An 18,382-nucleotide genomic window follows, 5' to 3' on the forward strand; every position below is an offset into this window, starting at 1 on the left:
ATCCATCTCCCGACGTTTCGCCAAGGGAGAGGGCAGGAGATGGATTCCCGCTTTCACGGGAATGACGGAGAAAAAGCATGACTCACCCCAAACTCGCCGCCCTCATGCTACGCGGGACCGAATTCTTCGGCTGCGAAACGGCCATCATGTGCGGCGCGATGAGCTGGGTGAGCGAGCGCAATCTGGTGTCCGCCATCTCCAACGCTGGCGGCTTTGGTGTGATTGCCTGTGGGGCGATGACGCCCGAACTGCTCGACAAAGAAATCACCGCGACGAAGGCGCTGACGGCCAAGCCCTTCGGCGTGAACCTCATCACCATGCACCCGCAGCTCTTCGACCTGATCGACATATGCGCGAAGCATGACGTCACGCATGTCGTGCTGGCTGGCGGTTTGCCACCCAAGGGCAGCATCGAAGCGATCAAGGCAAAGGGCGCGAAGCTGATCTGCTTCGCCCCGGCGCTGTCGCTGGCGAAGAAGCTGGCGCGGTCGGGCGTCGATGCGCTGGTGGTCGAAGGGATGGAAGCGGGCGGTCATATCGGCCCGGTATCGACCAGCGTGCTGGCGCAGGAAATCCTGCCTGAAATGGCGCCACAGCTTCCCGTGTTCGTCGCGGGCGGCATCGGTCGGGGCGAAGCCATTGCCGCTTATCTGGAAATGGGTGCGGCGGGCGTGCAGCTTGGCACGCGATTCGTATGCGCGACAGAGAGCATCGCGCACCCTAACTTCAAGAAGGCTTTCTTGCGCGCGTCGGCCCGCGATGCCGTTGCCAGTGTACAGATTGACCCGCGCCTGCCGGTGATCCCCGTTCGCGCGCTCAAAAATCCCGGTACGGAGAACTTCACCGCCAAGCAGCGCGAAGTCGCCAATCTGCTCGACACCGGCGCGGTGGACATGATGGAAGCGCAGCTCCAGATCGAACATTACTGGGCAGGCGCACTACGCCGCGCGGTGATCGACGGCGATGTCGAAGGCGGGAGCCTGATGGCAGGCCAGTCGGTCGGCATGGTGACGAAGGAAGAACCGGTAACGGACATCCTCGCCACGCTGATGGACGAAGCGGAAGCGGCGCTCAGCGCACGATCGGTCTAAGCTAGTCGCACCAATAGCTGTTCCCCGGCGCAGGCCGGGGTCCAGCTCAGCGCGTGAGGCTGGACCCCGGCCTGCGCCGGGGTCCAGCTATATAGTCCAGCCTACGCCATCAACACCTTGTCCAGCGCGATCTTGAACTTGTCCATTTCCTCGGACGATCCCACTGTCACGCGGGACACGGTGGGCCAGATTTCCCACGACCGGCCAATCTGAACCTTCTCCGCCAGCAGCTTCGCCTGCATTTCCTTGGCCGGCCTGGTCTTCCAGTCGAGCATGAACATATTGGCTTCGCTGCCGGGGTGATACGCGATCCCGCGCTTTGCGAGATGCGCGAACGTTTCTTCCCGAACGCCGATCATTTGCGCACGGCGCGCCTTGATCGCGTCCGCTGCGGTATAAGCCGCCGTACCGCAGGCCAGCGCCGTCACCGGCAGGGTGCCAGTCACCTGATAGCCATCGTAGCGCATCATCGCCTTGTGCAATGCTGGGTCCGCGAACGTCAGCCCAAGGCGCATCCCGGCCATGCCGAACATTTTGGAAAAGGTCCGCATGACGATCACGTCCTTGCGATCCTTGGCCAGCGCAATCGCGCTCGGCGCTTCGGAGAAATGGAGATAAGCCTCATCGATCAGCAGCACCGAATCGGCTGGCTTGTTCGCGGCCAGCCATGCCAGATCGGCAAGCGGTGTGACCGTGCCGGTGGGGTTGTTGGGCGACACGATGTAATAGAGGCCCGCAGCGGGATTGGCGGCCAGCATCGCTTTCACGTCGGCGCCTTTGCCCGGTGTCATTGGCACCTTGGCGACTGGTGCCTTGAGCCACGCCGCCGCGCGCCACGCCGATTCGAAGGTCGGATCGGGCGTGACCAGACCCTTTTCCGGCGAACAGAAGGCAATGACCGAGCGGACCAACGGATCGCCCGAACCGGGCCAGGGCAGGATACGATCTTCGGCAACGCCTTCGACCTGCGCCACTGTCTTGATGAACTGACCGCGCAGATCGCCCGGATCGTAGCGGTTGCCTTGCGCCACGACCTTGGCAGCAGCTTCGGCCGCCACCGGGAACGGCCCGGTCCAGCATTCGTTCGCGCCGATCTGTACCGCGCCCGCCACCGCGCGCGCCGCCTGACTCTGCGCGAAGGCGGGCTTGAATGCGGTAATGCTTGCCGCAGCGCCCAGAAGAGCTGCGACCTGCCCGATCTGGCGGCGGGAATAGCCGCGATCCAGAAGGTCGTTTCGCGCCGTCGCGTCGATACCCACAGTGCTCATATCCTGCTGCCCTCCGAACAATACATCTCTACTGCAATGACGCAACGAATGGGCGTGCCAGACCCGCCATCCGCCCCGACATTTTGCAGCAATATGAGAAACGCGCAGTTCCTTGTTGGAAGCAGCAGCCTGTTTCTGATAGCGGTTCCACATGGTCACTACGCCAGCCACCACCGCTGCCCGCAAAATTCTCAGCCGCCTGCATGAGCTGATGGCTTCGCGCTCTGCTGCGCAGCAAAAGCTGAACAAGGTCGTGGAGATCATCGGCGAGGAACTGCACAGCGAAGTGTGCTCCATCTACCTGCTGCGTGAGGGTCTGCTGGAACTCTACGCGACACGCGGACTGAAGCAGGAAGCGGTGCACGTCGCCAAGCTGGCGTTGGGGCAAGGTCTGGTCGGCACCATCGCGGGCAATGTCGAAACGCTGAACCTCGACGAAGCCGCCGCCCATCCCGACTTCGCCTATCTACCTGAAACCGGTGAAGAACTGTTCCACAGCTTCGCGGGCGTTCCGATCGTCCGACGGGAGAAATCAGTCGGCGTATTGTGCGTGCAACATGTCGATCCCCGCCGCTATGAAGAGGTCGAGATCGAAGCATTGCAAACCGTGGCCATGGTCCTTTCCGAACTGATCGCCAATGCCGAACTGGTCGACGACACCCGGACCGACGACCGTGTAACCGGCACCGGATCGAACATGCTCACCGGCCTGCAACTGGTGATGGGCATGGCGCGGGGTCATGCGGTCTTCCACCAGCCCCGCATCCACATCGAACATACCGTTGCAGAAGATACCGAGGCAGAGCGGCAGCGCGTCTATTCCGCCTTCACCAAGATGCGCGAACAGATCGACCGGATGGCCGGCGCATCAGAATTCGGGGTCGATGGCGAGCATCAGGAGGTTCTCGAAACCTACAAGATGTTCGCCTATGACGAAGGATGGGCGCGGCGGATCAACGAAGCGATCGACAGCGGCCTGACCGCCGAAGCGGCCATTGAGCGCGTGCAGCAACGCACCCGTATGCGGATGCGGCAGATTCAGGACCCCTTGCTGCAGGACCGGATGCACGATCTGGAGGATTTGGCGAACCGGCTGCTGCGCATCGTGTCGGGCCAATTGGGTACGGCGGCACAACTGGGCTTGCGGCAGGACGCGATACTGATCGCGCGCAATCTGGGTCCGGCCGAGCTGCTGGAATATGACCGGCGGCGGCTGAAAGGCGTGATTCTGGAAGAAGGATCGCTGACCGCGCATGTCATCATCGTCGCGCGCGCCATGGGCGTGCCGGTGCTGGGCCGCCTGCGCGACATCCGGCATCAGGTGAACGAAGGCGACCTGATCCTGATGGACGTCATCGAAAACCGCGTGTTCGTGCGCCCCAGCCCGGACATGGAAGAAGCGTTCGAAAACAAGCTGAACCTCACGCAAAAGCGCCGCGCCGCCTTTGCCGCCGCGCGCGACCTGCCGCCGGTGACCAAGGACAACGAGCGCATCGAATTGATGGTCAATGCCGGGCTGCGTGACGATGCCGCGGCGCTGGACGTGACCGGCGCGGATGGCATCGGGCTTTTTCGCACCGAGTTCCAGTTCCTCGTGTCCGCCACCATGCCGCAGCGGGAACGCCAGCAGCGGCTCTACAAGGATGTGCTGGACGTGGCGGGGGATCGCCCGGTTATCTTCCGCACCGTCGATATCGGCGGTGACAAGGCCTTGCCCTATATGCGGCAAGGCGAGGATACCGAGGAAAACCCGGCAATGGGCTGGCGGGCGCTGCGCCTTGCGCTGGAACGCGACGGGCTGATGAAGGCGCAGGCGCGCGCGTTGCTGGAAGCGGCAGCGGGCAAGACGTTATATGTCATGTTCCCCCTGATTTCCGAGCCGTGGGAATTCGACGAAGCCAAGGCGCTGATCGAAAAGCAGCGGGCGTGGCTGGTCAATCAGCGTAAGGCTGTGCCCAACGCCGTACGCTATGGCGCGATGCTGGAAGTGCCTGCCTTGGCCGAAGTGCTGGACCTGCTATTGCCGCGCCTCGATTTCCTGTCGATCGGCACCAACGATCTGACTCAGTTTCTGTTCGCCGCCGACCGCGCGCATCCCAAGCTCGCCGAACGCTACGACTGGCTCAGTATCGCCATCCTGCGCTTCCTTTCGCGGATCGTGAAAGCATGCGAGGCCCATAAGGTGCCGGTGGGTGTATGCGGCGAGATGGGCGGGCGGACTTTGGAAGCGATGGCGCTGCTTGGGCTGGGCATCCGCCGCCTTTCCATCACGCCTGCTTCCATCGGTCCGGTGAAGGCAATGATCCGGTCGCTCGATCTTGCGCCTCTGAAAGAGGAAATGGCAAAGCTATTGACGGACGGTACACCCAATGCGCGCGCGGCGTTGCTGGCCTGGGCGCAGCAGCGACGGATCGACCTCAACTGACATCAAGCTGAAACTGATCGCATTTCCTTAGGGTGCGGCGTTGACAGCAGGCGCGCGGGAATGAGACAAGAGCATCGCAAGGTCGCATTTGCGGCCCCCGCGAGAGGGGCAATACGGAACAGATGGAAGAGATGGAACAAGGGTCTCTGGACATGGATCGACCCGGCGACGTGTTACGCCGGGCGCGCGAGGCGCAGGGACTGTCGTTGCAGGACGTCGCAACCCGTACACGCATCCCGATGCGGCAACTCGCGCTGGTCGAAAACCACGAATATGCGGCATTGCCCGGCATTCCTTATGCCATCGGCTTTTCGCGCGCCTATGCGCGTGCCGTGGGCGCCGACGAAACGGTGATTGCCGCAAGTGTCCGCCGCGAGCTGGTCGATGCCGATGTGATGAATGCGCCGCGTTACGAAATGTTCGAACCGGCCGATCCCGCACGCGTACCGCCGCGCTATCTGGCTTGGACGGCGGCGGCAATCGCGCTGTTGTTTGCGGTCGGCTATGGCGTGTGGCGCACGCAGATGTTCACCCCGCCCAGCGAAGAACAGATCGCCGCGCAAGTCGATCCCCAATCCACCCGCCCCGCCACCGGCAACGGCGCACCTGCTGCCCGACCCACTTTGCCGCCGACGCAGGGGCCGGTCGTGCTGACCGCCGTGGATGAAGTGTGGTTGCGCATTTACGATGGCACCGGCGAGCGGCTTTTGGAAAAGCAGATGAAGAAAGGCGAGACCTTCACGGTGCCCGCCGATGCCAATAACCCGATGATCCTGACCGGTCGACCCAATGCCATTGCCGTGACGGTCGGCGGACGGCCCGTGCCGCCCTTGGGCGCCCCGGAACGGACGATTTCGGATGTCCCGATCAGTGCGGCGGCATTGCTGGCGCGGCCTGCCTCGACTGTTCCCGCCACGGCCCCCACCGCCACCTCGCCGAGCGGAGCGACGGCAACGCCCGCCGCACCCGCACCGGCCTCCCCTGCGCCCGTTCCGTCCGTTCAGGAGTGAAGGGCGCTTTACCGCCGCTGCAAAGCTCTTATGATTGACGGCATATTCATTGCCTGGGGATCCTTCATGCGTCACCTGCTCGTTACAGCGTCCGTCCTGACGGCGGCCATCACCTTTGCTGCGCCGGTCGCGGCGCAATCCGTCGCGCCATCGGTGCAGACGCGCGTCGACCGGCTGGAAAAGGAAATGAAGGCGGTCCAGCGCAAGGTGTTTCCCGGCGGCACCCCGATCGAGCCGGATATCACCCGCGCACCCACGCCCGTGATCGCGCCCGGTTCCCCCGCTGCGACGCCCGTGTCGGACCTGATCGCGCGCGTCGACGCGCTGGAGGGACAGCTTGCGACTTTGACCGGTCAGGCCGAACAGAACAGCTTCAAGATCAAGCAGCTTGAGGACGCCTTTGCGAAATACAAGGCGGAGACCGACGCAAAGCTGACACCCGCCGATGCGGCACCGCCCGCGATGGGCGCGACGCAGGGCGGAAGCAGCGCAGCATCGCCCGTAAAATCCACCCCGGCCGCAACCCCCGCTGCCAGTGCCGCGCGAAAGGCAGCGGTGGCGGCCATCGAATTGCCCGACACCGGCGATGCTCCGATGGATGCCTACACTTATGGCTATCGGCTGTGGGATGCGAAATTCTATCCCGAGGCGCAGACGCAGTTGAAGGCAACGCTCGACAAATTCGGCACCTCCCCGCTGGCCAGCCGCACCGCCAACTTGCTCGGTCGCGCCTATCTGGACGATGGCAAGCCCGCGCTGGCGTCTGTGGCGTTCTACGAAAATTATCAGAAGCGGCCCAAGGGCGACCGCGCTGCCGACAGCCTGACCTATCTCGGCGAAGCGCTGATCCAGCTTAAAAAGCCTGCCGATGCGTGCAAAGTGTATAGCGAGCTTGAGCAGATGTACGGCGCAACGATGAGTGCCACATTGCGCGGCATGATGACCAAGGGCCGCGAACGGGCAAAGTGCGCGGCTTAACGACCTGCTGATCGTATTCCTGCGAAAGCAGGAACCCAGGGCGTCAGGCACCGCGCCAAGCCTCCTGGACTCCTGCTTTCGCAGGAGAACGGCTCGGCATAGATTGGCGTGATAGATCATGGTGCTAGCGGTTCGTTTCCTGAAAGACCTTGCCCGACTGGTTCCCCTGCCCGCTCGCATCGGCATTGCCGTGTCCGGTGGTCCGGACAGCATGGCGTTGCTGTGGCTGGCGCATGAGGCTTTGCCCGGACAAGTGGAGGCTGCGACCGTCGACCATGGGCTGCGCGCTGCATCCGCCGACGAAGCGACGATGGTGGCGGACTATTGCACCGCACAGGGCATCCCTCATCGCATCCTGCGCCCCGCCAGCCCCATTACCGGCAGCTTACAATCGGCGGCGCGCAAGGCTCGTTATGCCTTGCTCGACGATTGGCGGCGCGAGCGCGGCATCGACTGGCTGCTGACTGCGCATCATGCCGACGATCAGCTCGAAACCCTGCTGATGCGGCTTAATCGGGGTTCGGGCGTATCGGGTCTGGCGGGCGTTCGGGCGCGCAACGGCGCGGTGCTGCGGCCCCTGCTCGGCTGGCGCAAGGCGGAACTGCTGGCGCTGGCCAGGGAACAGGGCGTGCCGTTCGTGAACGATCCCAGTAACGCCGACGACCGTTTCGACCGGGCAGCGTTGCGCCAGCGTCTTGCACAAACCGATTGGCTCGATCCTGCGGCCGCGACCCGCAGCGCTGCGGCGCTCGCCGAAGCGGCGGACGCGCTGCAATGGCTGACCGCCGATCTTGCCGCACGGCATGTTGTGCCCGATGGCGAAGGCTGGCGCCTTACGGCCACCGATTTCCCGCGCGAAGTGCAGCGGCGTCTCGTGCTGCATATGCTGGCGCTGGCTGCGCCCGACGCGCCTGCGCCGCGTGGCGATGCGCTCGACGGGGCGCTGGCCCAGCTTATCGTCGGCGGCAAGGCGATGCTGGGCGACTGGATACTGTCCGGCGGCGAGTCGTGGACGCTCCGCCCCGCCCCGCCCCGCAGACATTCGGGGCAGTGACCCGCAGCACAGCAATCCGCGCGCCGTTCACCATAGTGAAACACCTGCTGGTCTAACTCTTTTGCAGCCGGAACGGGCGACGGGGCGGAGTCATATTGCCATTTGTTCCCCACACCCTATCTTGGTCGATGAAAGCGAGATGTCATGAACGACGATAAGGAACCGCAGGGCAATCCCTGGATCAAGAGCGCGATGATTTGGGCGGGCGTCATTGTCGCCCTGCTGCTCTTCGTGTCCCTGTTCGACAGCCGCACGGCCGCGACATCGGGCACCGGCATTGCCTATTCCGAATTCCGGCAAAAGGTGCAGGACGGTCAGGTCAAGGAAGTGGCCGTCGCGCCGGACAAGATCACCGGCACGCTGACCAACGACCAGCGTTTCTCCACCGTTCCTGTGGCCGATCCCAGCCTGCCCGGCCTGCTCGACGATTATGGTGTGAAGTATAGCGGCCAGGCCGAAGAACAGCCCAGCTTCTGGATGATCCTCATCTATCAATCGCTGCCATTCCTGCTGATCCTCGGCATCGCCTTTTTCGTTCTGCGTCAGATGCAGAAGGGTGGCGGCGCAGGCGGCGCGATGGGTTTCGGCAAGTCGAAGGCCAAGCTGCTCACCGAAAAGCATGGCAAGGTGACGTTTCAGGACGTCGCAGGCATCGATGAAGCCCGCGAAGAACTGGAAGAAATCGTCGAGTTCCTGAAAGACCCCACCAAGTTCGCACGTCTGGGCGGCAAGATCCCCAAGGGGGCGCTGCTGGTCGGTTCGCCGGGTACGGGCAAGACGCTGCTGGCGCGCGCTATTGCGGGCGAAGCCGGTGTGCCGTTCTTCACCATCTCGGGTTCGGATTTCGTGGAAATGTTCGTCGGCGTCGGTGCAAGCCGTGTGCGCGACATGTTCGAGCAGGCGAAGAAGAACGCACCGTGCATCGTCTTCATCGACGAAATCGACGCGGTCGGTCGCCATCGTGGCGCGGGCCTCGGCAATGGCAATGACGAGCGCGAGCAGACGCTGAACCAGCTTCTCGTCGAAATGGACGGCTTCGAAGCCAATGAAGGCATCATCATCGTCGCGGCGACCAACCGCCCCGACGTGCTCGATCCTGCGCTGTTGCGTCCGGGCCGCTTCGACCGTCAGGTCGTGGTGCCTCGTCCGGATATCGAAGGCCGCGAAAAGATTCTTGCCGTGCACATGAAGAAGGTGCCGCTGGCCCCCGACGTCAATGCACGCACGATTGCGCGCGGTACGCCCGGCTTCTCCGGCGCGGACCTCGCCAATCTCGTCAACGAAGCGGCGCTGATGGCGGCGCGTCGCGGCAAGCGTCTGGTGGCGATGGACGAGTTCGAAATGGCCAAGGACAAGGTCATGATGGGCGCGGAACGCCGCTCCATGGTCATGACTGACGACGAGAAGAAGATGACCGCCTATCACGAAGCGGGTCATGCCATCGTCTCGGTCCACGAAGCCGCTTCGGATCCGATCCACAAGGCGACGATCATTCCGCGCGGTCGTGCGCTGGGCATGGTTATGCGCCTGCCGGAACGTGACAGCTACAGCTATCACCGTGACAAGATGCACGCGAACATGGCCGTCGCCATGGGTGGCCGCGTCGCGGAAGAAGTGATCTTCGGTCACGACAAGGTATCGTCCGGCGCGTCGAGCGACATTCAATATGCGACCAAGCTGGCCCGCGACATGGTCACACAATGGGGCATGTCGGAAAAGCTCGGCCCGCTGCAATATGAAGAGCAACAGGGCGAAACCTTCCTTGGCTATTCGCAAAGCGCGCGCGTCAACATGTCGGACGAAACCGCCAAGCTGATCGACAAGGAAATCCGCACGCTGGTGGAACAAGGCTATAACCGGGCACGCGAATTGCTGACCAAGCATGAGGATCAGCTTCACCTGCTGGCCAATGCGATGCTGGAATATGAAACGCTCTCGGGCGACGAGATCAAGACGCTGCTCGACAAGGGTGAGATCATCCGTGACGACGGCACCACGATCCGTCCGTCGAGCATCCCCACCGCCGGCACCGCTATCCCCAAGACGCGCCGCCGCAAGGGGCCGTTCGGCGATCCGGCACCGCAGGGGATCTGATTTTCTAGAAACTGGAAAGAGGGCGGTGCCAGCGGGCGCCGCCCTTTTCGTATCGGGAGGCTGCAATGCGTAGAATAATTGCCCCAGCATTGCTGATCTCAGCCTATGTTCCGGCTGCGCAAGCCATGACCGTTGCCGAGTTTCTGGCCAAATCCGATGCTGTGAAGGCCAAGGGCGTAATGGCCATGATGTCCTCGGACTTGACGCTGCTCAGGAACGAAATGAAAAGCGTTTCGACCGCCTATCGTGCAGATATCGACGCTGCGCAGAAGGCGGGTAAACCGCCCCATAGTTGTCCGCCACCCAAGGGCAAGGCATCGATCAGCAGCGACGATGTGATGGCGGAACTGCAATCCCTCCCGACGGCTGAAAAGGCCCGCACCAGTGTCAAAACTGCCTTCTATGCCATGATGAAGAAACGCTATCCCTGCGGGAAATAAGCCGCACGCCTCGCCTTATTCAGCCGCCGCTGTACTCAGGCCCAGCTCCGGAACCCCAATCGACCGCCTTCCGCCAAAATCGGTGCGCGCGACGATGACACCCTGCTTTTCCATATATTCGATCAGCCGCCGCACCCGCCCCGGCGAACTGGTGCCATAAGCCCGCGCCAGCGCATCGTCATCGGGGCAAGGTTGCCCGATCAACGCCGCATGTGCGATCAGCAGGAACGGCGCGAGCATATCCTCCGGCAGACGTTCCGCGACGATCAGCGCCTGTTCGAACCGCACGTCGGCGGGATCGAATATCCCCGCCCGCGCCATGGCGAAGCGACGGCGGAAGACCGGCAGGTCGAGCGGCACTTTGGTAAGGCGGTGCATCCGGCATCGCACCGTGAAATCCTGATACAGCACAGCCATGGATTGAAACGCGCTGCCGGGATCGGCCACCATTTCCTCCAGCACGGCAATGATGGCAGCGTCCGCCACGGCCTGATCGGGCTGCGGTTCGGAAGGACGCTCTGCCGCCGGGGCCGACAGGTCCGGCCCGGAGAGGCTACGTATCAGCTCCTCCGCCGCGATGGCTTGCGGTTTGGGCTCGGCGCGCGGTGGCGGCGCATCGGTTTCCATTTCGGCAAACAGCATAGCCTGCACCGCGCCGCCCGTGGAAGCGTCGGGCAACGGCAGCAGGCTGTGCGTGCCCATGCGCGTGCTGGTCTGCACCGGCCCGATTTTTACCGATACCGGGCGGCGACAAATTGCCGGGCCAAGCGCCAGAAAGCGCCCGCGCTCCAGATCGCGGATCTGTTCCGCCTGCCGCCGCTCCATCCCCAGCAGGTCGGCGGCGCGCGCCATGTCGATGTCCAGAAAGGTGCGGCCCATCAGGAAGTTGCTGGCTTCTGCCGCCACATTCTTCGCCAGTTTCGCCAGTCGCTGCGTCGCGATCACGCCCGCCAGCCCGCGCTTGCGCCCACGACACATGAGGTTCGTCATCGCCGCCAGCGATACCCGCCGCGCATCCTCCGACACATCGCCCGCTGCCGCCGGTGCGAACATCTGCGCTTCGTCGACGACCACCAGCACCGGATACCAGAAGTCGCGCGGGGCATCGAACAGGGCATTGAGGAAGATCGCCGCGCATTTCATCTGCGCGTCGATTTCGAGGGATTCCAGGTTCAGCACGACCGATGCACGATGCTGCCGGATGCGCGCACCCAGCGCCGCAATCTCCCGCTCATTATAGGCGCCGGCGTCGATGGCGACATGATCGAAACTGTCGGCCAGCGTTACGAAATCGCCTTCCGGGTCGATCACGACCTGCTGCACCAGCCGCGCGCTTTCCTCCAGCAAACGGCGGAGGAGATGCGATTTACCCGATCCCGAATTGCCCTGCACCAACAGACGCGTGGCGAGCAATTCCTCCACATCCATGCGCACGCTCTGCCCGGCGCTGTCCGTCCCGATTTCGATTCCTGCTGTCACCGCGCTGCCATGGCCCAAGCCATGCCAGACAGGCAAGAGCGCAATAGATCGTTACGGGCCCGCTCATCAATTCTAAACGACTGAACACTATGCCTTGCTGGACTATGACGCGCACAATTTCATCCTGGCATTCCTGGACCGACACTATCCTGCGACGACCGGGGATCGCCCGCTGGCTCGGGCATCCGTTGGCAAGCACACTTGTCCCGTTGATATCTCTGGTCGCTGTGCTGGTTTCCAGTGCGATTCTGGTTATCGGTTTGCTGACCGGGCAGATGGACCGCAACAACGCCAGATATATGGAACGCATGGTTATGGGTGCGGTCCAGCGGGAGCAGTGTTCCACACTCGACTCCGTATCGGCGGCCGGTCGCTGGGATGACGCGGCACGGGCAGTCTATAATCCCAAAGGCTTCGATACCCGTTGGGCCGACACGAATTTCGTATATCACGACCTGCATAGCTTCGTGGTCGATGCGGAAGGCAACACATTGTGGTCACGCCGATCCGAGCAGCAGAATGACGCGCAGCCGCTACGCCCGTTGCGTATGGAAGCTCCCGACGCACTGGCTCATCTGCTGGCGGTATTGCCCCGAAGCACGCGGGAAGCCCAGAAAATGCTGCAGGGCAAAGCCATCATGGCGAAATTCGAAGGGCGTCCAGCGGTGGTCGCCGGCATGGCTATCATCCCCTGGAAACGCACCGACATGCCGCTTCCCAAGGAGCCGCGCCATCTCATCGTGATCGAAGAGCTCAAGCAGCCCGTAGTGGAAAAGCTGGGCGCCATTCACGGCCTGGTATCCGTTCGCTGGGCCAATGGCGCGGGACAACCGGACTGGCAGCATATCGACGTCAAAGGGCCGCATGGCGCGGTTCTGGGGCGCATCGAGTGGCCGCATCGCAAGGCTGGATGGTCGGCATTGTCCGATATTGCAGCGGTGGCAATATCTGCCGGTCTCCTCAGCCTGCTGCTTTCGGCCTGGCTGTTGCGCCAGCTTTATCGGGGGAACGTCGCCCTGCGCGCGGAAAGCGCGACAGCGCTTGCCTCGGCGGAGATAGCCAGAGCAGCCGTGGCGGACGCGGAAACAGCGTTGCTGCAGGCGGAGACAGCCCGCACACAAATGGCCGATGGTGCCAGACAGCAAGCAGCGGAACAGCAACGGCATCAAGAAGAGTTGCGCGGCCATGGTCGCGATATTGCCTGCGCTCTCGAACAAACAATGGCGATACTGGTGACGCAATTGCTTGAAACCGCCACCGACCTGGAGCGGGATGCCGATCAGACAATGGACTGCATCAGCGCTCAGCAGAAGCAGGCCGACATCGTGATCGACCGATCGCGCGAGTCGACGCAGGCCGCGCGCGCCATCGCGACAACCATCGACGAACTGACGCATTCGATCACCGACATCAGCCGTGCTACCGAACAGATTTGCAGTGCGGCGGACAGTGCCAATCGCCAGTCCGCCGCCGCGCGCGACGCGAATGACAATTTGCTGCGCCATGTCGGGTCCATCAATGACGCCGCGAATCTGATCGCCGAAATCACCGGTCAAACCAACTTGCTGGCCCTTAATGCGACGATAGAAGCCGCGCGTGCCGGCGATGCGGGTCGCGGTTTCGTGGTTGTTGCCAATGAAGTGAAGGCTTTGGCGAGCCAGACCGCGCAAACGACGCGCGATATTCACGATCGCGTGGCGGGCGTCGAAAGTGCGGCGGCGGTAACGGTGGAGCTGGTCGGTTCGGTGGATGCGACGCTCAGCAAGCTGATCCAATCGATCGCGGGCGCCTCATCGGCCATGCAACAGCAACTGTCCGCGGCAACGGACATACAGCGGACCTCGCATGGCGTTGCCATGCACGCGCATGTCGCGGATCAGGCCGTAGAAGCCATAACGCAGTCGTTGGACGAAGTTGCCACCGCAGCGCAGCGCACACGGCACAATGGATCGGTGGTGCGGGAGCGCGCGGAAAATCTGCAGCAGGAATTCGCACGTCTCATCAATGCATTGAAGGCCGCCTGAACCCCGTTATCGGAGCAACCCCGACGCCTTGGCTGCAAAATTGTTGACCGCGTCTCTGTTGCAATGCAGCATGAGGCATGGCCAGCTTTCCACCGATAACCCAGAACCCTGACATCCGCTTTCTCGGTCGCCTTCTGGGTGACGTGATCCGCGCTTATGGCGGGGAGAAGCTGTATCGGCAGACCGAATATATCCGATCGGCTTCGGTGGATCGCGCCCGTGGCGTGGCGGGGGCGGATCTGGTCGATACCGGGCTGGATGCGCTGGGTCTGGACGACACGCTCGCCTTCGTGCGCGGGTTCATGCTGTTTTCGATGCTCGCCAATCTGGCCGAGGACCGCCAGGGCGTCGCCATCGAGCCGGGCGCCGACGTTGCCTCTGCCGTAGCTGCACTGGAGGGGCATGGTATATCGAAGGATGCCGTGCTCGCGCTGCTCGAAAGATCGCTGATCGTTCCCGTGCTGACCGCCCACCCGACCGAAGTGCGGCGCAAGAGCATGATCGACCATAAGAACCGCATCGCCGACCTGATGCTGCTGATGGACGGCGGGCGGACCGAAACCGACAATGGCGAGCAGATCGAGGAAGCCATCGCGCGGCAGATCGCCTTGCTGTGGCAGACGCGCCCGCTCCGCCGGGAGCGCCTGTATGTGCAGGACGAGATAGAGAACGTCCTGTCCTACTTCCGCGATATCTTCCTGCCAGTCCTGCCCGCCTTGTACGCGCGATGGGAACGGGTACTGGGTGCGCGTCCGCAAAGTTTCCTGCGCGTCGGCAACTGGATCGGCGGCGACCGCGACGGCAATCCCTATGTGCAGGCCGACCAGCTTCGCTTCGCTCTGTCGCGCGCCTGTGAGGCTGCCATCGGCTTCTATCTCGAAGCGATCCACGCGCTGGGCGCCGAGCTTTCGGTATCCACCGAACTGGCGCAGGTGCCGCAGGCGGTTCTCGACTTGGCCGATGCCAGTGGCGATACCGCGCCCAGCCGCAAGGACGAACCCTATCGGCGCGCGATAGCCGGGATTTACGCGCGGCTGTGCGCAACGCATGTGGCACTGACGGGCCACGCGCCCGCGCGGGCATCGACCCTCTCCGCAGAACCCTATGATATGCCATCCGCGCTCCGTCGCGATCTCGTGACCGTCGCACAGGGGCTGGCGGCCGAAGGCGACGGCGCGCTGGCCACGGGCGGCGCGCTCGGGCGGCTGATCCGTGCAGTGGAGACGTTCGGCTTCCACCTCGCCACACTCGACATGCGCCAGAACAGTGACGTGCATGAGCGCGTCGTTGCCGAACTGCTTAAGCAGGCAGGCGTCGAAGCGGATTACGCCGCGCTCGACGAGTTTGCACGGATCGCCCTGCTCCGCCGCGAACTGTCGAACAACCGCCCGCTCGGATCGCGTTTCGCGACGTATAGCGAGGAAACGGCGTCCGAGCTCGCCATCGTCGATGCCGCTGCACAAGCGCTCAAGACCTATGGGCCGCAGTGCATCACGCACTACATCATCAGTAAGGCCGAAAGCGTATCCGACCTGCTGGAAGTCAACATCATCCTGAAGGAAGCAGGGCTGTGGCAGGCCGGGATCGACGGCGCACCGCCGCAAGCAACGATCATGTCCGTGCCATTGTTCGAAACCATCGCCGATCTTGAAGCGGCGCCCAGCATCATGACGGCTTATTTCGGGTTGCCGGAGATCGGCGGCGTCGTGAAAGCGCGCGGCCATCAGGAAGTGATGATCGGCTATTCCGACAGCAACAAGGACGGCGGGTATCTAACCTCCACCTGGAGCCTGCATCAGGCGTCCAAGGCGCTGGAGCCGGTGTTCGCGCAGGCAGGCACAGCGATGCAGTTGTTCCACGGACGCGGCGGCGCAGTGGGGCGCGGCGGCGGATCGGCCTTTGCCGCGATCCGCGCGCAACCCCCAGGCACGGTGCAGGGCCGCATCCGCGTGACCGAGCAGGGCGAGATCATCGCTGCCAAATTCGGCACCCGCGATGTCGCCGCCATCAATCTGGAAGCGATGACCAGCGCCACGCTGCTCGCCAGCCTGGAACCCGAAGCCTTGTCGGAACGCGATGCGGCGCGGTTCACCACCGCGATGGACCGGCTCTCGCACGGCGCGTTCACCGCCTATCGCGCGCTGGTCTACGGCACCGACGGGTTCAAGGAATTTTTCCGCGAACTCACGCCCATTCAGGAAATTTCCGGCCTCAAGATCGGGTCGCGCCCCGCCAGCCGCACCAAGAGCACACGGATCGAGGATCTGCGCGCTATCCCCTGGGTATTCAGTTGGGCGCAGGCGCGCGTGATGCTGCCGGGCTGGTACGGCGTGGGTCATGCACTCGCAGAGTTCGAGGACAAGGCGCTGCTGGCGGACATGGCCGCGGCATGGCCGTTCTTCCAATCGGCGATGGCCAATCTGGAGATGGTGCTCGCCAAGTCGGATTTGGGGATAGCCCGTCGCTATCTCCCGCTGGTGCAGGATCAGGCTGCGGCGGACAGCATCTTCGGTCGGATTGCCGATGGCTGGGCCAAGACCCATGACGGCTTGCTCACCCTGACCGGCCAGTCGCGGCTGCTGGAGCATAACCCGGCACTCGAAACGTCGATCCGTCTGCGCCTCCCTTATATCGAACCACTCAATCTGTTGCAGATTGAGCTTCTCAAGCGGCATCGTGCCGGGGAAGACGATGCGCGGATCAAGGAAGGGATCGAATTGTCGATCAATGCCATCGCCACGGCGCTGCGCAACAGCGGTTGAGCGACACTACCGCCGGGGAAGCCCAGAGCGGTTGCAGTCATACCGCCCTGGACCCCGGTTCGTATCGACAGACATGTCGCGACGACCGATTACCGAACGCATCCAAAAGAAGACGTCCGGAACTGTGTCAGTATTCTCGACAGGTCCAATAAATGAACTGTCGCGATGAAGCGACGCCGGATAATTATCGGGCAATGCACTTCGCACTGGCAAAGCGATCAATGCATCAGGTCACCGATGCGTTGCTCGGCTCGTCGCGGAAATTGGCCGGAGAGGCCGATTGTTATCGTAAGGCAACGGTTTTACACTATCGAATGTGCAAATATTCGGCGCAGTCCATCGCCCGGTGGACCGTTAAGCACATTAAATATTGTTCACGACCAATTCAACCGCAGGGCGTTACGAAGGTAGATAACATACCCGAAAAAGGAGAAGGCCCATGGCTTTCCGTTTGCCCCGTTCGATGCCCCGTTCGATGTTTATTGGCCTGGCGTCACTCCTCGCGCTGGGCGGCTGCGCCTATGACGATGGCTACGGCTATGGCGGCATGTCCGTCGGCACAGGCTATGCCGGGGATTATTATGGCCCCGCCAGCTATGGTCCGGGCGGCTATGGCAACGCCGGCTATGGCGGCTGGTACAATGATTTCTATTATCCCGGCACAGGCTATTATGTGTTCGACCGTGGCGGACGCCGCCATCGCTGGAACGATGGCCAGAGGTCCTATTGGGAAGGGCGGCGGGCGCAGTATCGCGGTCGCGGCTATGTGCGGGACCGCAACGGCGACGGTCGTCCCGATGCAGGGCGCGGACCGGGCTATCACCGCGGGCGGGATTATGTGCGGGATAGAAACGGCGACGGTCGCCCCGATCCGCGCGGCTATGCGCGGCCTGACCGTCGGCCCGATGGGCAGCCCGGTCGCCCGGTCGACGGTCGCCGCTATGGACGCCCCGACGGCGGGCCGGATCGGTCCGGCTATCGCCAGCGCGGACCGGATATGCGCGGCGCGCCGGGCGCCAGCAGCGGCCAGGGCGTTCGTGTAGAACGCGCGCGTCCTGCACCGCAGGGCCCGCGCGCGCAGGGCCGCGAAGCCGCCCCCCGGACGCAGCCGGAATAATGCCTGTGTCGCGGGGAAGCATCGTTGTCCTGCTGACTCTGGTGGGACTGGCGGCTTGCGCGCCGCAGGAACGCAAGACGCTGGACGATGTCGCCAACGGCGCGAACGTGACCGAAGTTGGCGAGCAAGTCGAGCAGCAGGCGCTGACGGTCATGGAACCGCTCAAGCCGCCTGCGCCCGGCACGCCCGGCGGCCTTCCCGTCGATCCCGAGCCCATCGTCGAAGGCACAATCGATCCGGCGAGCGCGCAGGGTGCGGGGCAACTCGTGCAAGGCTATTATGCGCTGCTGGAAGAAAAACGCTTCGCCGACGCGCAGGATCTGTGGCGCGACGGCACGCCCCATGGCGATGAAGACCCCAAGGTCTTTGCCGGGCGGTTCGATCAATTCAGTGAAATTCACGCCAATATCGGCGCGCCGGGCGACCCTGAAGGGGCGGCAGGATCGCTCTATGTTGCCGTGCCGGTGCAAATCTATGCGCGGGTCCGTGCCACTGGCAAACCCTATTATGCCCTGCGGCTCGTTACGCTGAAGCGCGTCAACGATGTGCCGGGATCGACCGCCGAGCAACGCCGCTGGCATATCGAAAACATAGGGGCCTGGTCCAATATGGAACAGGCCCCCGTTAAAACGCAGTAGTA

At 63.2% G+C, this 18,382-nt stretch carries 13 protein-coding genes; 11 read left to right on the forward strand and 2 right to left on the reverse strand.

The window, feature by feature from the left end; all coding sequences use genetic code 11:
• The first annotated feature begins 77 nt into the window (after nucleotides 1–77).
• Nucleotides 78–1,091: a nitronate monooxygenase gene (locus tag LQ220_RS08645; RefSeq protein WP_230187886.1), complete on the forward strand. Its 1,014-nt coding sequence runs from the start codon at nucleotides 78–80 to the stop codon at nucleotides 1,089–1,091.
• A gap of 101 nt (nucleotides 1,092–1,192) precedes the next feature.
• Here LQ220_RS08645 and LQ220_RS08650 read toward each other — a convergent pair whose 3' ends face one another.
• On the reverse strand, nucleotides 1,193–2,359 hold the full coding sequence (locus tag LQ220_RS08650) for a pyridoxal phosphate-dependent aminotransferase (protein ID WP_230187887.1): 1,167 nt from the start codon (nucleotides 2,357–2,359) through the stop codon (nucleotides 1,193–1,195).
• A 151-nt stretch (nucleotides 2,360–2,510) separates the two neighbouring features.
• Between LQ220_RS08650 and ptsP the strand changes: the two genes are divergently transcribed.
• The 6 genes from ptsP (at nucleotide 2,511) to LQ220_RS08680 (ending at nucleotide 10,360) form a co-directional block, all read left to right on the forward strand.
• Nucleotides 2,511–4,784: a phosphoenolpyruvate--protein phosphotransferase gene (gene ptsP / locus LQ220_RS08655; protein ID WP_230187888.1), complete on the forward strand. Its 2,274-nt coding sequence runs from the start codon at nucleotides 2,511–2,513 to the stop codon at nucleotides 4,782–4,784.
• Between the two features lie 131 nt (nucleotides 4,785–4,915).
• The gene (locus LQ220_RS08660; protein WP_230187889.1) at nucleotides 4,916–5,794 is read left to right on the forward strand and encodes a RodZ domain-containing protein; all 879 of its coding nucleotides are present in this window, start codon (nucleotides 4,916–4,918) and stop codon (nucleotides 5,792–5,794) included.
• Between the two features lie 66 nt (nucleotides 5,795–5,860).
• A complete protein-coding gene (locus tag LQ220_RS08665; protein WP_230187890.1) occupies nucleotides 5,861–6,772 on the forward strand; it encodes a tetratricopeptide repeat protein in 912 nt (303 codons plus the stop codon).
• Nucleotides 6,773–6,890: 118 nt separating this feature from the next.
• The gene (gene tilS / locus LQ220_RS08670) at nucleotides 6,891–7,826 is read left to right on the forward strand and encodes a tRNA lysidine(34) synthetase TilS (protein ID WP_230187891.1); all 936 of its coding nucleotides are present in this window, start codon (nucleotides 6,891–6,893) and stop codon (nucleotides 7,824–7,826) included.
• A 144-nt stretch (nucleotides 7,827–7,970) separates the two neighbouring features.
• Nucleotides 7,971–9,920: an ATP-dependent zinc metalloprotease FtsH gene (gene ftsH / locus LQ220_RS08675; protein ID WP_230187892.1), complete on the forward strand. Its 1,950-nt coding sequence runs from the start codon at nucleotides 7,971–7,973 to the stop codon at nucleotides 9,918–9,920.
• Between the two features lie 65 nt (nucleotides 9,921–9,985).
• Nucleotides 9,986–10,360, forward strand: coding sequence for a hypothetical protein (locus tag LQ220_RS08680; RefSeq protein WP_230187893.1), 375 nt, complete (start codon nucleotides 9,986–9,988; stop codon nucleotides 10,358–10,360).
• A gap of 15 nt (nucleotides 10,361–10,375) precedes the next feature.
• On the opposite strand, the gene LQ220_RS08685 is transcribed toward LQ220_RS08680, so the two are convergent.
• On the reverse strand, nucleotides 10,376–11,839 hold the full coding sequence (locus tag LQ220_RS08685) for an ATP-binding protein (protein ID WP_230187894.1): 1,464 nt from the start codon (nucleotides 11,837–11,839) through the stop codon (nucleotides 10,376–10,378).
• Nucleotides 11,840–11,943: 104 nt separating this feature from the next.
• On the opposite strand from LQ220_RS08685, the gene LQ220_RS08690 reads away from it, so the two are divergent.
• The 4 genes from LQ220_RS08690 to LQ220_RS08705 all read left to right on the forward strand — a co-directional run bounded on the left by LQ220_RS08690 (nucleotide 11,944) and on the right by LQ220_RS08705 (nucleotide 18,380).
• A complete protein-coding gene (locus tag LQ220_RS08690) occupies nucleotides 11,944–13,863 on the forward strand; it encodes a methyl-accepting chemotaxis protein (protein ID WP_230187895.1) in 1,920 nt (639 codons plus the stop codon).
• Between the two features lie 77 nt (nucleotides 13,864–13,940).
• Complete coding sequence (gene ppc / locus LQ220_RS08695; protein ID WP_230187896.1) at nucleotides 13,941–16,625, forward strand: phosphoenolpyruvate carboxylase; 2,685 nt, start codon at nucleotides 13,941–13,943, stop codon at nucleotides 16,623–16,625.
• Nucleotides 16,626–17,064: 439 nt separating this feature from the next.
• A complete protein-coding gene (locus tag LQ220_RS08700) occupies nucleotides 17,065–17,742 on the forward strand; it encodes a peptidase (protein ID WP_230187897.1) in 678 nt (225 codons plus the stop codon).
• On the forward strand, nucleotides 17,742–18,380 hold the full coding sequence (locus LQ220_RS08705) for a hypothetical protein (protein WP_230187898.1): 639 nt from the start codon (nucleotides 17,742–17,744) through the stop codon (nucleotides 18,378–18,380). The genes LQ220_RS08700 and LQ220_RS08705 overlap by 1 nt, the downstream gene beginning before the upstream one ends.
• Nucleotides 18,381–18,382: the final 2 nt, after the last annotated feature.

Origin of the sequence: Sphingobium sp. CECT 9361 (assembly GCF_918741285.1) — a bacterium.
Taxonomy (GTDB): domain Bacteria; phylum Pseudomonadota; class Alphaproteobacteria; order Sphingomonadales; family Sphingomonadaceae; genus Sphingobium.

Excerpts from the sequence above, each read along its gene's own strand:
- ptsP (WP_230187888.1), top strand. The coding sequence starts at position 2,511 with ATGGTCACTACGCCAGCCACCACCGCTGCCCGCAAAATTCTCAGCCGC.
- LQ220_RS08700 (WP_230187897.1), top strand. The coding sequence starts at position 17,065 with ATGGCTTTCCGTTTGCCCCGTTCGATGCCCCGTTCGATGTTTATTGGC.
- LQ220_RS08665 (WP_230187890.1), top strand. The coding sequence starts at position 5,861 with ATGCGTCACCTGCTCGTTACAGCGTCCGTCCTGACGGCGGCCATCACC.
- tilS (WP_230187891.1), top strand. The coding sequence starts at position 6,891 with ATGGTGCTAGCGGTTCGTTTCCTGAAAGACCTTGCCCGACTGGTTCCC.
- LQ220_RS08650 (WP_230187887.1), bottom strand. The coding sequence starts at position 2,359 with ATGAGCACTGTGGGTATCGACGCGACGGCGCGAAACGACCTTCTGGAT.
- LQ220_RS08680 (WP_230187893.1), top strand. The coding sequence starts at position 9,986 with ATGCGTAGAATAATTGCCCCAGCATTGCTGATCTCAGCCTATGTTCCG.
- LQ220_RS08645 (WP_230187886.1), top strand. The coding sequence starts at position 78 with ATGACTCACCCCAAACTCGCCGCCCTCATGCTACGCGGGACCGAATTC.
- LQ220_RS08705 (WP_230187898.1), top strand. The coding sequence starts at position 17,742 with ATGCCTGTGTCGCGGGGAAGCATCGTTGTCCTGCTGACTCTGGTGGGA.
- LQ220_RS08660 (WP_230187889.1), top strand. The coding sequence starts at position 4,916 with ATGGAACAAGGGTCTCTGGACATGGATCGACCCGGCGACGTGTTACGC.
- LQ220_RS08690 (WP_230187895.1), top strand. The coding sequence starts at position 11,944 with ATGACGCGCACAATTTCATCCTGGCATTCCTGGACCGACACTATCCTG.
- ftsH (WP_230187892.1), top strand. The coding sequence starts at position 7,971 with ATGAACGACGATAAGGAACCGCAGGGCAATCCCTGGATCAAGAGCGCG.
- ppc (WP_230187896.1), top strand. The coding sequence starts at position 13,941 with ATGGCCAGCTTTCCACCGATAACCCAGAACCCTGACATCCGCTTTCTC.